The following is an 11,592-nucleotide window of genomic DNA, read 5'->3' as shown; positions in this document are numbered from 1 at the left end:
CGGCTTTAGCGCGGTGGTCCCACCTGACCCCATGCCGAACTCAGAAGTGAAACGCCGTAGCGCCGATGGTAGTGTGGGGTCTCCCCATGTGAGAGTAGGGAACTGCCAGGCATCAAATAAGAAGAACCCCGTACCGAAAGGTGCGGGGTTTTTTGCGTTGTGCGTCATAAAATCATGCCGGATGGCGGCTTCGCCTTATCCGTCCTGGAAAATCCGTAGGCCCGGTAAGCGCAGCGCCACCGGGCAAAGCAGGCAGGGAAAGAGATAAAGAAATATAAAAACAGGGAAGGTTTTGATAAACGCAGAAAAGCAAAAACCCAGCCATAGGCTGGGTTCTTTAAATAGTGGTGCCGGACTAGGAATCGAAAATTTCTTTTATCATATTGATATTAATATAATTTATTTGGTTTGATTAAAAATGTACCCTCAATTATACCCGCAGTCCCTTTTGATATCGAAAGGGAATCACACTCGGGATCAGGCTGAGAGCACAGAAGGAAAGTACCTGGCTATTATATCGTTAATTCTGTCAATCAGTTCCAGCCTTTTGAAAGTGATGTGTGCAGATCCCTTCTTAAAGTATTTAATGATGAACATCTCGTCTTCATAGCGCTCTTTACCCTGAACGGACTGGATGTGACCATCCAGACGAATAGTGATGTTTTCCCGGTTGTCGGGGATCGGTTTGCCGCTGAACAGGTGTAGCATTCTTTCCAGATCGGCAAGTCGATCGGCCTGTTGCCCGCTGTTCAGATGAAGCCCCCACCGGTCCCACCTCACCAGATTGTTGACGATAATTTTACTGCCAAATTTACAGGGTGAGTTGGTTTTGTAATCCCAGCTCAGTCCCCTGAAGACGTTGATCACCCCTCGCTCAAACACCTCATCCTTATTCTGGTGCAGTTGTTCGAATGTACTCAGGATATTCGCTTCACTGATTTCCGGAAAATTATCATATTCCAGTGATCGGTACCATGTGTCCCGGGCCTGCGCATCCATCAGACTCAGCATCCCGGAACGTTGCATCAGGTCACGCCAGATTTCTCGATCGAGATTGCGGGTGATGGCTTTCATTGCTGCTTCCGGTTTTTCCATCAGCCAGCAGCCACAGCGAAAATTCTGTTTCATCGCCCAGTCCAGGGCGGTTTTGCCGCCAATGCCTGCTGTCAGCACTGAGATTTCTGCCAGTTGCCGGATAAGCGTTTCGGTTTGTTGCAGTGCTGCATTCCGTACCGTCACAACGTGTTGGATACTGGTGGAGCAGATAACGTCCGTATGCCCGGTGACCACTTCCGGACGGGAGATTGTGATGTCTGACATTATCGGTTTTCCTTTTGGTTTATAAACGAAAACGCCAGCTGTATTCAGGCTGGCGTCAGGGGAATGAAGTATGGTGAGTGATATTCACCGGTTCTGGTGCAGAAGCTGCAGATGACGAAGAGCACGGACATCCTTCCGGGCCTGTTCGATGCAGGGCAACAGTGCTGCTGAATCCGTTCTATCCTCATCGTTGTCAAAGATAATTCCCGATTCGCAGTCGATATTGTCCTGTAGCCACGCAATCAGAATATCCAGTGCGGTTTCCGTGGTTAATGATTTCATGTTGTTCCTGGTTACCAATCGAAAGTGGGCTGGTCCGGCAGACATTCAGCGCTGGCATCCAGATGAATGAGACTGACGCCATAACGTTGGATGAGTGTGACAACCAGACGACGGAACGTTTTTGACAACCCCAGGCGTTTAAGCCGCAGAACCGGATATGACCACGCATCGGTACGTAACAGATATCCGCTACCTGTGAAATGAATCCATTCTGATTCACCGAAGTCACTGGTCTGGTGTGACAGCGAGTACAGCCAGGCGTTATCCTTTTCCGTGATATGTGCGGTACTGCAGCGTATGCCGGCAAGGGTTGCAAACTGTGGTAGTGTGCAGGTTGACTGTTGGTCGGATTCCTCCACCACGCGGAGTGAATAACCGTTTTCAGCGACCTTGTTAATCAGTTCAGTGAGATTAACACCATCGACATCAACGACAATTCGCCCCATGTTCAGTGCCTGCACATTAATGCTGTCGGCTTCCAACGTCAGGGCCAGTTTCATTGTTTCGCCTCCGGATGCTTCCCCTGGGTAATGTTATTTACCGTTCTGTAGTTATCGCGGGTCATCAGGCCGGTTGCCCTGCGAGCCCGGAGAATATCAATACTGTTTATTAACTGAGAGCGGGTACAGGCGCTGAATCCCGGCTGGTCGGTACGTACCAGTGCGTATTTTTCAACGAGAAAGTTCACCGCATCACACAGTGAAATGCCAGCTTCAATATGCTGCTCAATCACACGTTCATCGGCGAACGGTGTGTCATTCAGCGTAAGGCCGTAATGCTGGTCCAGCAACCGGGACAGCAGTGTCTGCCAGATGGTGACGGGAGACGGGCAGCGCGATGCCTCCCGTACGTGTGTGTCGGGTAATGTTTTCATACTGAAGATTTTCCTGATATGCAGAGATGAAAAATGGAAAAGTGGCGTGGTGAAAACACCAGGCCGGAGCAGAAGATTATTCTGATGATTTACTTTTTCGTTTCGGGCGTCGGATAAACAGCCAGATAAACGTAACCACAGGAGCCGAAGGTGTCGGCTTCGCAGGTTAAATCGTTGTGGTACAGGGTAACGCAGTGGGCATGGTGGGGGCTGAGTTCACCGGTGGTCAGCATCGATTCCATCTGGCGGATAAAGTGTGGGAATGTGTCATCCAGCTTCCGGCATTCGGCGTCACTGAACATACCGGTGATGCTGGCCCGGTCAGCCAGGTAGTGCAGCCGGTTGCCCTCCTGTACCAGACGGGCTCCCAGGCGCAGTGTAATCTCCCGCTGCAGGCCCCTGGTAGGGTTGCTCATTACAGTTCTCCACTATTGTCAGTTCAGGGTGATGCTCATCAGGCAGGTATAGGGCCCGTTACGGTCCTGGCGGCGTTCGGCGTATACCGCGAGGACTCCGGTGATATCCGGAACGTCCCTGCCGGTGTAATGACAGACGCTACCGTGCCACTGGTATTTGCCGGTGCAGTAGCGAAAGATTCGGGACTCAGGATGCTGGCGGTATATCGTCATTGCCCTGCGTTTACTGATAATTTTCATGTAATACCTCAAAGCAGACCGTGTTCTGCGAACGAATAGATTTGCCTGCCACCAACAATCAGATGGTCAGGGACACGGATATCCACCAGCTGAAGCACCTGAACCAGTCGCTGCGTGAGGGTTTTGTCGGCCTGGCTAGGTGTCGTCTCGCCGGAAGGATGGTTATGCGCGAGTATCACCGCCGCCGCGTTGAAGTGCAGAGCACGTTTGACCACCTCCCGGGGATGCACCTCGGTGCGGTTAATCGTGCCGGTGAAGAGCGTTTCATGGGCAATCAACTGATTCTGGTTGTCCAGATACAACACCCGGAACTCTTCCCGCTCAAGCGCGGCCATATGCAGTCGCAGCCATTCACGTACGGCGTGGGTAGAGGTGAAGGCTACGCCGGGCTCATGCAGGTGGCGGTCCAGAGCCCTGAGCGCCCGCTGAATGAGACGCCGGTCCTGTGGCGTCATCTCGCCGGGTAAAAAGGAAAGCTGTTTCATCTGTTGCTCCTTCGGTCAGTCGATAATACGCAGAATGGCGTGAGCCTCTGGATGTTGCATGGCATACTCCCGCAGGCGGTAATAGTGTGCGGTCATCGCGTCACATTCGGTGCGACAGGCATGGTGGCTATACGCAATCAGGCAGACAGCAATACCTGCTGCTTCTGCACTCATTTGGGCATCGTTACCGTTCAGGCAGTTAAACAGACGCCATGTCTCATCGTTGTCAGGCTCGGGGGACATAAATGCGCCGCCATTGCTGAGGGTGTAGAACGACCAGATACCACCGCTGTAGCCCTCACAGAAGCGGTCCATCCAGGCGAAGATATGCGGCTCCAGGAGTAGCCACTGCGGGATAGCGCCAAAGTACTGTGGCCAGAAATCGATACGCTGTTCATCGGGGACCGGCGTGACGGTCAGTTCAAATTCGGGTTGGTTAGCGGGTGCGAGGTCGTGCTGCGTCTGTGTTGTCATGGGTATGTCTCCGTCAATAAAAACGCCAGCGGCGATGGCTGGCGTATGGGGATATAAAGTGTGTTCGGGGAGGTGAATGCGGGTAAATGCTTCGCGATCAGCGGGTGGCCGTGTCTGTACGGATGCCTGAGGTGCGGATATAGCGGTTAAGACCTTCACCGGCATCCGGCTCAAAGTTCCATGCCCGCCAGACCATCCGGCCTTCAGTATCACGAACCACCAGACGGAAGTGACTGCCCTGGTCGTCTTCGAGTGTGATATTGCTGTACGTGGTAGTGACCGCTTGCGCTTGTCTCCGGGTGAAAGGCCCCGGTGGCAGCAACACGGATTGGGTCATTTTCGGGCTCCTGATAAAAGAAAACCCCGGCAGCCTGCTAGCTGTCGGGGTGGATTTGCTGGGGAAGATACTACTATCAGTCGTTGCTGCAGTCTCCGAGAGTGGACAGAACTTTCTCAGCGTTCTTCCGGTCCGCAGTGAAGGTCCCTGCTTTGTGGTCATTGACGTAGACGTCGAACTGCCCGGCCTCAGAGATATTGCTGATGAAGTCAAACCAGGCGTTATCGCCGTTACGCCAGCCCAGGCTGGACGGAATAATGTACTGCTGGTGATCCATCACTACGGTGATAGTGGTGTCGTCATCGTGCGAACTGACCGTCTTGTCATCGGCAAGGGTAAGAAAAACAGAATGCTGATAGAAACCATTCTGGTCCGGGTTCCCTGTGCAGTTGATGGTAAACGTCTTCCCGCTGGCTTCGGTCACACTGTATTCCGTATTGCCCTGACCGTAACCCTGCTGCCAGAACCCCGGGATCGCAGAGGCATTAAAGCTCGCGAGCAGTACACACGCCAGCATAAATCTACTTAGTGAACGTATTGTCATTTCTCTCTCCTTTATCGTTATTTTTATTCCTGGTTCTCAGGGTTTGAGGGTATCAGCAGTCGACCCATCAGTTTGCCGTCATGGGCGTACTCAAAGTATCTTTCTTTGGTATACGGGTCCGTCACCTCCTGGTATTCCAGTTTGATGTTATCGGCAATACACAGCGCATTCATCAGTGGCTGGACGGTTTTTTCCTGCATATCCACGAGGTAGTAGTAACTGCCACCCTCGCAGCCATCGGGCGACTGGTGGGTACGTAAAACCTGCAAGGTGGGACCGGATAAGTAGTCAACCTGTGACCATTCTTCGCTGACATCATCCTGGTGGCTGACCACATCACTGAAACGCGGTGGGGTTAGATCCTTAAATTTGCTGATGGCCTTCAGGTCATCACTTCTGTTATCGCATGCGCTGAGAAACAGCGTGGTGGCAACCAGCACCAGCAGAGGCAGTGTTTTACGTTTCATTATTTTTTTCCTGAAATCAGACGAACCACTTTGGCAAAGACATAAATGCCGACGAAAATACCCACCGGCACGCCGACGAACGGTGTCAGTGCGACACTGGCCGCACCGGCTGCCCCTCCGCCCGTCAGCAGTGCGGCAACGGTGGCAAGGGTCAGGGCCGTGAGGCTGTCGGACACCCCGGTTTTGTTCAGAATGATGACGATGACAACAATGGCGATAATGGCAATAAATGGCATAGGCTCTCCCTGCGGATGAGTTGAGATAGACCTGCACTATTCCGGTGGGCTGTCGGCCGGAACAAACGCAAGCAGCGACTGCTGGATAAAGCGAAAATGGGGTAAGGCCTGAATAAACACCGGGTCTTCAACCAGACTGCACAGACTGTCGTTGCGGCGAAAAGACTCCTGCAGGGGTTGAACCAGATGGATTTCATTCAGGGTGAATACGGCGATATGTCCGTCGTGCTCTGCCACCAGATACCAGGCCTGCTGGTGGATAAGTAACCGGCAGGGAGCCAGCCGCTCACAGCGCTGCCCCTCGGCAATCAGCGTCACCCGCCTGCGCCCGGTAATGGCCTGAATCAGTCGCCAGAAAGACAATGCGCCTGATGGCGAAGGAGCCGGACTGGCGGGTGCGATTACGCAGGGAGACTCATCGCACATCAGCAGTGCGTTTACCAGACGACGGTCAAAGCCAGGGAAAAGACCGGCCATCCCGCTGCGGTGGGCAAAGATAAGCACGTCGGGCACCATCTGCGTCTCACTGCCCGCAGTACGTAAGCGGCAATATCCGGACTGATACTCCAGGTCCAGATACATCAGCCGCTCACGAAAATCACGCCGCAGCGTGCGCACCGACACACCAAACTCAGCGGCCAGCTTACGCACACTCAGTGTTTCCCCTGCCACCAGACGGCTGATTATCAGTGACAGCCTGACAGCCAGCCGGTCATGGCGGCGTTCTGCCTGTGTCATGAGACGTTCTCCGTGAAAGTTAACTGACTGAAAATGATGTGATTACTTTAAAGAGGGGGTCGGACAGGGTATGGACATCACAGAAACTATTTTTCATTTCTGCAAAAGCCAGAGGCAGCGGGGGTTACAGGCCATTCACTCAGTGAGTGAGGACCGCCAGCACGGTGCGATGCGGACAGGTGGTGTCCGATATTAACAAAGCGGCAACATTAAACGGTCACTGCAGTTGCGTGAGCATCGCTTCCGCCATCACCCACAGTGCCCGGTTAAGTTTCACGTCCCCGTCGATACCGCGAACGGCACGGGTATGTGACCGTCCTCCTTTGGCATTACGGCCACTGAGCCCACCCTTAATCAGGTTCTCCTGAATACGCTGGTACGTGGTCCACAGGTCGCTACTCTCATCTTGCCAGCGGCGCGGGGAGAGGATCTGCGACTCAGTCACCGGCTGGTGGTCCTCACCAAAGCGGTACGTCAGCGCGGCTTTTGCCAGTGCCTGCTGCGCAGGTGGTGGCAACAGCAACGACTGCATCGCATCCCGCTTCTCCTCCACACGGTCAAAAATGCCCAGCACTTCATAGGCCCCCTCAATCACCTGACTCACTACATCGCCTTTGTGCGGCACACGCACCTCGCCAAATGACTCACCGCAGACGAGCCCGTTCTGACAAACCGCACGAAATAAACCCGGCAACATCTGGTACGAACTGGTGCCATCATGGGAGTTGAGCAGGATAATTTCTGGTACCTGTTTACCGGTAATCTGCCCCTCCCGACGAAGGCGTAGCATGTGTTTTGTGTGCTCGCGTCGACCCGGGTCGCGTACCCGGGTCTGACAGGCAAAGAACGGCTGGAAGCCTTCTCGCTGCAGGCTGTCGAGCAGGGAGATGGTGGGTATATAGGTGTAGCGTTCACTACGGGATTCATGTTTGTCCTCACTGAATACACTGGGCACCACGCGAAACAGCTCTTCGCGGGTTAACGGGCGGTCGCGACGGATAAGATTTGCTGCGCCAAAGCGCGAAGCCAGACGGGTCATAAGCAGACTCCTCATAACGGGAAAACAAATAAAAGAAATCCCCGTCGCATCGGCGACAGGGTTAGGGAAATAACAGGGATGGGTTAAATACTCAGAAGAAGAAATCCCAGACGGCACGGGCCACTGACACCACGGTGGTGCGCACGGCCTGAATGACGGCCCGCACCGGGGCGGGTATCAGGGGAAAGGCACTGATGCTATCGAGTACAGCACCGACGGTTTCACCAAAATCGCTACGCGCCTGTTCCCGGACTACCGTCGTGCGAAAGGGATGCTGCAGTTGCGACACCACCGGGCTGCTGGCCTCACGCGGCAGGCAACGGATCATGCGCTCTGCCATCACCCGTAGTCCCCACTGCAGACGGACTGACACGGCACATACAGGATGCACTGGCTGGAACAGCTCATGCAGCAGGCAGATTTTGCGGCTGATATTCTGCTTCTGCTCTGTGGACAATCGCTCTCCACCGCTGGTGGGCTCAGTCTTATCAGACTGGCTGATAACAAACAGCACTTTATGCCGGTAAGCTTCACCAATCACCTGGCGGTAAAAATGCTCATCCACCGCCAGTGCCCGATCATCAGCCTTAATCAGCCACAGCACCAGGTCGAGCCGGGGAAGCTGTTCACGGTACAGCCCCGCATACTCAGTATCGCGTGCACCACTCTCCCCCACGCCGGGCAGATCCACCAACGTCATATAGCGCTCGCCAACCTGCAGGCGAAATCGCAAAGGTTCACGGGTACAGGCCGCCACATCGCTGACCGGCGACACCTCACCGGCAAACAGAGCATTGCAAAGGCTACTCTTTCCCGCCCCAGTTTTACCCATAATGCCAATCACTGGTTCGTAGTGGGTTAACTGATTTATCTGCTGCAATATACGTTCAGACACCCACTGCGGCAGGCCGGAAAGCGAATGGTTTAATGGCTGCAAACCTTGCTGATTAATCATGACAACTCCTGCAATAAATAAAACTAAAAACGGCAGTACCGCGAAGTTCTGCCGTTATGCTGGTATGTTCATGAAAATGATATATATCTGAATATAGTTTGAATGATGATTTTCTATTGAATCATCCTAAATACTTCCAGTACTCGTAAGGAAGGTTAATGGTGGCTTTAGGAGGGTATAGCTGATTAGGTAAGGCTTTATCGATGTGCAAAGCAGCGATAAAAATAAACCCTTCCTGAAAGGGAAGCACTGGAATCCATGAAAGATAAGCGGAATTAAGATGTCTTTTTTTTCTGCGCATATATTCATCAATTCCTGCATTGCAAAAATCAACAGTTCGAACATGGCAAAGTGACTGAATGTCAAATAAATAAGACTCAACAACAAATAATGGAATTTCTATTTGAATCAGGTCATAGCCAAACTTCTCACCAGATTTTTTATTTACGCACAAATAAACATAGCGTGATATACAATCACCCTCGGGCATATAGGATTTAATTTTATTCTCAATTCTCTCCATAAACCCACTATTGCAAGAGTCCCATTCAGATATTGCCGGAAGGAAAAAGCTTTCAACAGGATTTGGGTGAACATTGAATATAAGCTTTTCAGACAGAGAGTGAAGATATTTAAAAGTAGAGTCATCTTTATGCTGCTGCGTTTCGAAGTGACGAACCTCATGATAAAACATGCTAAAAAGCCTGCTTTCAACCTCCTGAGTAATTCTATTTTGATATGTCACAAAATCAAGAATAGGTGCAGTGGACCGTAATAACTCACATATTACCTTAGAACGTGACATGCCATTGGATTCGGCATACCTGTCGATTGAATTAATCGTTAAATCATCATCGGTGTTAAATGTAATTCTCTTTACCATAACTGTTATGCACTTTGTTGATTGTGCATAACAACCTATCACAGAGGCCAGTAAAGCGCCAGATCGCACTGCAATACTTCAGATTTCGCGTACACATTTCTTCCTGTGTAAGGCCACCATGTGAACCTACGATAGAATCCTTGAAACCATCAGTTCTTACTGAATTAAGGTTAATTAGTATTATCACCCGGAGTTAACCGTTCCCCTCCTGTAATCAATACTCATCCCTGTATAAAAAATACATCACACATCTATCTATTGAACCCCGTTTAGTTTGAGGATAGATCATGAAAGAACCCTACAATGCCAACCCTAATTACCCTATGCATCGTTTTCTTCTCGAAGATATAAACCACCACCTGGATGAAATGTTTGAGCGTTATTCCCGCTTACTGGCTTTTCGTATGGATTTTGGCTGGAAACAAGGAAGTGAACGCTCGCAGCGTAATCTCATGGATGAGATGGAGGGCGAGATACAGCACCTGATGGACGTGGCAATTGGCCGAAAGATGGTTATTGGGTACTACTGGGTAATTGAATACAGACAGCGTAAGGGGTTGCATGTGCATGCCATGATTTATCTTGATGGGCAGAAGCATCGGAAATTCTATCCAACTTCGCGTGCGATAGGGGAAGAATGGCGCAGATTGACTGACGATGAAGGTCTCTTTCATCTGTGTTCCAAGAAAAAGCATTTCGTTGCGAGTTCCGGAACGATAGTGGATCACCGCAATAGGCAAGCAGTTGATGAACTACGTTACGTAATTAGTTATTTAGCCAAATCTGAGCAGAAGTCACGAGGGGTTATTGCAGGTATGAATGCTATACCACCACGAAGCCGTAGAGGCAGGCCCAGGAAGGAGTAGCGACAGGTAAACGTTAAGCTGAAGTTTTTTTACAACAGAAGCCATTGATGTGGAGGAGCTGACGGTAATGATTGGTTTACTAGCAGCTCCGGTTATTCATCTTTAACCGGAACACATCAACATGTATACAAAACCTGCACTACTTGAAGATCAATTCATTGATATGAAATTCATTACCCAGCTTACTGGCCTGAGCGATAAATGGTTCTATAAGCTGATACAGGATGGGGCATTCCCTAAACCGATTAAATTGGGCAGAGCTTCCCGTTGGTTAAAAAGCGATCTGGAAGAATGGTTATATTACCGTATCTACGAATCCAGAAAGTAAAGCGCTCTAGCCCAGAATTAGAAAACCAAAATCGTTATAATGTGTTTTCATCAATACTTAAGACATCAAGATCACTTACCTTCGATTTCGCATCCACTAAGCCCTACCCTGAGCCAGGGAATTAAACCTTGTAGAGGTAAAAGGTGTTCTTTCAGTGACCGCCGAAACTGACAAATCGAATACCTGTCCCTAAACAATACACCCTCTACGGGTCATACGCTTCTGCTACTGGATGCAACAGGAGCCTATCACCGGGAAATGGTGCGCCAGATGGGGCAAACACATGACCATGTGATGACGCCAATGATGCAATTGCAGGACCCGGAGAAGACGAAGGTGATTATCGTGACGCTTGCCGAAACGACACCTGTACTGGAAGCAGCAAACCTGCAGCAGGATCTGCGTCGCGCTGGCATTGAGCCGTGGGCATGGGTTGTGAATAACAGCCTGGCAGCTGCTGAGCCGTCTTCACCTTTCCTGAAGACCAGGGCAAACCGCGAGTTGCCTCTCATCTCTGATGTGGAAGAGCAGTATGCAAAGCGTATTGCATTAACAGCGTTACAGAGCGAAGAGCCGGTTGGTATTGACCTGCTGGAAGAAATGGCGAAGTAATAATGAAGGGGGCATTTGCCCCCTTCATCTTTATTTCAGTCGATTACCTGCCTCATCAACGACTTTTTCACCGTCTTCCTTGGTGAAAGCCGCTTTCTGAGCCTCTGGCAGAATATCCAGAACCACCTCCGAAGGACGGCAAAGTTTAGTTCCCAGTGGCGTCACCACAATCGGACGGTTAATCAGGATCGGATGTTGCAACATAAAATCGATTAACTGGTCATCAGTAAATTTATCTTCTGCAAGACCCTGTTCCTCATACGGCTCGACGTTCTTACGCAGTAACGCCCGGACGGAAATGCCCATATCCGCAATGAGTTTGACCAGCTTATCGCGTGAAGGTGGAGTCTCAAGGTAAAGAATAACGGTCGGCTCGGGTGATGCTGCCAACTTACTGATTTAGTGTATGATGGTGTTTTTGAGGTGCTCCAGTGGCTTCTGTTTCTATCAGCTGTCCCTCCTGTTCAGCTACTGACGGGGTGGTGCGTAACGGCAA

Annotated in this window: 19 protein-coding genes, 1 rRNA gene and 2 pseudogenes; 5 read left to right on the top strand and 17 right to left on the bottom strand. The window is 51.0% G+C overall.

Annotated elements, in window-relative coordinates:
• Positions 1–111, top strand: a 5S ribosomal RNA gene (gene rrf / locus ACMWKK_RS25205); the annotation flags it as partial.
• Positions 112–477: 366 nt separating this feature from the next.
• Here the strand turns inward: rrf and ACMWKK_RS25200 are convergent.
• The 16 genes from ACMWKK_RS25200 to ACMWKK_RS25125 form a co-directional block, all read right to left on the bottom strand.
• Entirely contained in the window at positions 478–1,320 is an 843-nt protein-coding gene (locus ACMWKK_RS25200) for a DUF4942 domain-containing protein (protein ID WP_001548928.1), read from the bottom strand.
• Positions 1,321–1,404: 84 nt separating this feature from the next.
• Positions 1,405–1,602, bottom strand: coding sequence for a DUF957 domain-containing protein (locus ACMWKK_RS25195; RefSeq protein ID WP_000839269.1), 198 nt, complete (start codon positions 1,600–1,602; stop codon positions 1,405–1,407).
• A gap of 11 nt (positions 1,603–1,613) precedes the next feature.
• The gene (locus ACMWKK_RS25190) at positions 1,614–2,102 is read right to left on the bottom strand and encodes a DUF5983 family protein (RefSeq protein WP_406542955.1); all 489 of its coding nucleotides are present in this window, start codon (positions 2,100–2,102) and stop codon (positions 1,614–1,616) included.
• The gene (locus ACMWKK_RS25185; protein ID WP_000854726.1) at positions 2,099–2,476 is read right to left on the bottom strand and encodes a TA system toxin CbtA family protein; all 378 of its coding nucleotides are present in this window, start codon (positions 2,474–2,476) and stop codon (positions 2,099–2,101) included. The genes ACMWKK_RS25190 and ACMWKK_RS25185 overlap by 4 nt, the downstream gene beginning before the upstream one ends.
• An 89-nt stretch (positions 2,477–2,565) precedes the next feature.
• Entirely contained in the window at positions 2,566–2,892 is a 327-nt protein-coding gene (locus ACMWKK_RS25180) for a type IV toxin-antitoxin system YeeU family antitoxin (protein WP_165743630.1), read from the bottom strand.
• Between the two features lie 18 nt (positions 2,893–2,910).
• On the bottom strand, positions 2,911–3,132 hold the full coding sequence (locus ACMWKK_RS25175) for a DUF987 domain-containing protein (RefSeq protein WP_106929599.1): 222 nt from the start codon (positions 3,130–3,132) through the stop codon (positions 2,911–2,913).
• An 8-nt stretch (positions 3,133–3,140) separates the two neighbouring features.
• The gene (locus tag ACMWKK_RS25170; protein WP_000811693.1) at positions 3,141–3,617 is read right to left on the bottom strand and encodes a JAB domain-containing protein; all 477 of its coding nucleotides are present in this window, start codon (positions 3,615–3,617) and stop codon (positions 3,141–3,143) included.
• Between the two features lie 15 nt (positions 3,618–3,632).
• Positions 3,633–4,091, bottom strand: coding sequence for an antirestriction protein (locus tag ACMWKK_RS25165; RefSeq protein WP_000211838.1), 459 nt, complete (start codon positions 4,089–4,091; stop codon positions 3,633–3,635).
• Positions 4,092–4,188: 97 nt separating this feature from the next.
• Positions 4,189–4,428 (bottom strand): DUF905 domain-containing protein, encoded by a 240-nt coding sequence (locus ACMWKK_RS25160; protein WP_000194654.1) that lies wholly within the window; start codon positions 4,426–4,428, stop codon positions 4,189–4,191.
• 76 nt (positions 4,429–4,504) lie between these two features.
• Positions 4,505–4,972 carry a protein YkfB gene (gene ykfB / locus ACMWKK_RS25155; protein ID WP_115799765.1) on the bottom strand — a complete coding sequence of 156 codons (468 nt, stop codon included), beginning with the start codon at positions 4,970–4,972 and terminating at the stop codon, positions 4,505–4,507.
• 23 nt (positions 4,973–4,995) lie between these two features.
• On the bottom strand, positions 4,996–5,439 hold the full coding sequence (locus ACMWKK_RS25150; protein WP_000824224.1) for a YfjS/YafY family lipoprotein: 444 nt from the start codon (positions 5,437–5,439) through the stop codon (positions 4,996–4,998).
• A complete protein-coding gene (gene ypjK / locus ACMWKK_RS25145) occupies positions 5,439–5,675 on the bottom strand; it encodes a protein YpjK (RefSeq protein WP_001115854.1) in 237 nt (78 codons plus the stop codon). Before ypjK ends, ACMWKK_RS25150 begins: the two co-directional genes overlap by 1 nt.
• Positions 5,676–5,711: 36 nt before the next feature.
• On the bottom strand, positions 5,712–6,413 hold the full coding sequence (locus ACMWKK_RS25140; protein ID WP_008324530.1) for a WYL domain-containing protein: 702 nt from the start codon (positions 6,411–6,413) through the stop codon (positions 5,712–5,714).
• 217 nt (positions 6,414–6,630) lie between these two features.
• Positions 6,631–7,452, bottom strand: a complete 822-nt coding sequence (locus tag ACMWKK_RS25135) for a DUF932 domain-containing protein (RefSeq protein WP_001548934.1) — start codon at positions 7,450–7,452, stop codon at positions 6,631–6,633.
• A 91-nt stretch (positions 7,453–7,543) separates the two neighbouring features.
• Positions 7,544–8,407 (bottom strand): GTPase family protein, encoded by an 864-nt coding sequence (locus ACMWKK_RS25130; protein ID WP_045269748.1) that lies wholly within the window; start codon positions 8,405–8,407, stop codon positions 7,544–7,546.
• 121 nt (positions 8,408–8,528) lie between these two features.
• The gene (locus ACMWKK_RS25125) at positions 8,529–9,290 is read right to left on the bottom strand and encodes a hypothetical protein (RefSeq protein ID WP_127790460.1); all 762 of its coding nucleotides are present in this window, start codon (positions 9,288–9,290) and stop codon (positions 8,529–8,531) included.
• A gap of 287 nt (positions 9,291–9,577) precedes the next feature.
• On the opposite strand from ACMWKK_RS25125, the gene ACMWKK_RS25120 reads away from it, so the two are divergent.
• The 3 genes and pseudogenes from ACMWKK_RS25120 to ACMWKK_RS25110 all read left to right on the top strand — a co-directional run.
• Positions 9,578–10,156 carry a YagK/YfjJ domain-containing protein gene (locus tag ACMWKK_RS25120; RefSeq protein WP_032170431.1) on the top strand — a complete coding sequence of 193 codons (579 nt, stop codon included), beginning with the start codon at positions 9,578–9,580 and terminating at the stop codon, positions 10,154–10,156.
• A gap of 121 nt (positions 10,157–10,277) precedes the next feature.
• Positions 10,278–10,484 (top strand): helix-turn-helix transcriptional regulator, encoded by a 207-nt coding sequence (locus ACMWKK_RS25115; RefSeq protein ID WP_032170432.1) that lies wholly within the window; start codon positions 10,278–10,280, stop codon positions 10,482–10,484.
• 198 nt (positions 10,485–10,682) lie between these two features.
• Positions 10,683–11,096: pseudogene (locus ACMWKK_RS25110) on the top strand (ArsA-related P-loop ATPase); the annotation flags it as partial.
• Positions 11,097–11,126: 30 nt separating this feature from the next.
• On the opposite strand, the pseudogene ACMWKK_RS25105 reads toward ACMWKK_RS25110, so the two are convergent.
• Positions 11,127–11,471, bottom strand: a pseudogene (locus ACMWKK_RS25105) (ArsC/Spx/MgsR family protein); the annotation flags it as partial.
• A gap of 56 nt (positions 11,472–11,527) precedes the next feature.
• Between ACMWKK_RS25105 and ACMWKK_RS25100 the strand changes: the two are divergent.
• Positions 11,528–11,592: IS1 family transposase (locus ACMWKK_RS25100; protein WP_001676991.1), on the top strand; the 65-nt coding region annotated here is incomplete at its 3' end.

It is taken from the genome of Enterobacter sp. 01-M-03-SI-ECC (assembly GCF_047530215.1).
Classification (GTDB): domain Bacteria; phylum Pseudomonadota; class Gammaproteobacteria; order Enterobacterales; family Enterobacteriaceae; genus Enterobacter; species Enterobacter chengduensis.
Note: the sequence above shows the minus strand (reverse complement) of the source record. Positions and strands in the feature narration are given on the sequence as shown.

Excerpts from the sequence above, each read along its gene's own strand:
- ACMWKK_RS25120 (WP_032170431.1), top strand. The coding sequence starts at position 9,578 with ATGAAAGAACCCTACAATGCCAACCCTAATTACCCTATGCATCGTTTT.
- ACMWKK_RS25185 (WP_000854726.1), bottom strand. The coding sequence starts at position 2,476 with ATGAAAACATTACCCGACACACACGTACGGGAGGCATCGCGCTGCCCG.
- ykfB (WP_115799765.1), bottom strand. The coding sequence starts at position 4,972 with ATGACAATACGTTCACTAAGTAGATTTATGCTGGCGTGTGTACTGCTC.
- ACMWKK_RS25150 (WP_000824224.1), bottom strand. The coding sequence starts at position 5,439 with ATGAAACGTAAAACACTGCCTCTGCTGGTGCTGGTTGCCACCACGCTG.
- ACMWKK_RS25125 (WP_127790460.1), bottom strand. The coding sequence starts at position 9,290 with ATGGTAAAGAGAATTACATTTAACACCGATGATGATTTAACGATTAAT.
- ACMWKK_RS25115 (WP_032170432.1), top strand. The coding sequence starts at position 10,278 with ATGTATACAAAACCTGCACTACTTGAAGATCAATTCATTGATATGAAA.
- ACMWKK_RS25190 (WP_406542955.1), bottom strand. The coding sequence starts at position 2,102 with ATGAAACTGGCCCTGACGTTGGAAGCCGACAGCATTAATGTGCAGGCA.
- ACMWKK_RS25200 (WP_001548928.1), bottom strand. The coding sequence starts at position 1,320 with ATGTCAGACATCACAATCTCCCGTCCGGAAGTGGTCACCGGGCATACG.
- ACMWKK_RS25135 (WP_001548934.1), bottom strand. The coding sequence starts at position 7,452 with ATGACCCGTCTGGCTTCGCGCTTTGGCGCAGCAAATCTTATCCGTCGC.
- ACMWKK_RS25180 (WP_165743630.1), bottom strand. The coding sequence starts at position 2,892 with ATGAGCAACCCTACCAGGGGCCTGCAGCGGGAGATTACACTGCGCCTG.
- ACMWKK_RS25165 (WP_000211838.1), bottom strand. The coding sequence starts at position 4,091 with ATGACAACACAGACGCAGCACGACCTCGCACCCGCTAACCAACCCGAA.
- ACMWKK_RS25140 (WP_008324530.1), bottom strand. The coding sequence starts at position 6,413 with ATGACACAGGCAGAACGCCGCCATGACCGGCTGGCTGTCAGGCTGTCA.
- ACMWKK_RS25170 (WP_000811693.1), bottom strand. The coding sequence starts at position 3,617 with ATGAAACAGCTTTCCTTTTTACCCGGCGAGATGACGCCACAGGACCGG.
- ACMWKK_RS25175 (WP_106929599.1), bottom strand. The coding sequence starts at position 3,132 with ATGAAAATTATCAGTAAACGCAGGGCAATGACGATATACCGCCAGCAT.
- ACMWKK_RS25160 (WP_000194654.1), bottom strand. The coding sequence starts at position 4,428 with ATGACCCAATCCGTGTTGCTGCCACCGGGGCCTTTCACCCGGAGACAA.
- ACMWKK_RS25130 (WP_045269748.1), bottom strand. The coding sequence starts at position 8,407 with ATGATTAATCAGCAAGGTTTGCAGCCATTAAACCATTCGCTTTCCGGC.
- ACMWKK_RS25195 (WP_000839269.1), bottom strand. The coding sequence starts at position 1,602 with ATGAAATCATTAACCACGGAAACCGCACTGGATATTCTGATTGCGTGG.
- ypjK (WP_001115854.1), bottom strand. The coding sequence starts at position 5,675 with ATGCCATTTATTGCCATTATCGCCATTGTTGTCATCGTCATCATTCTG.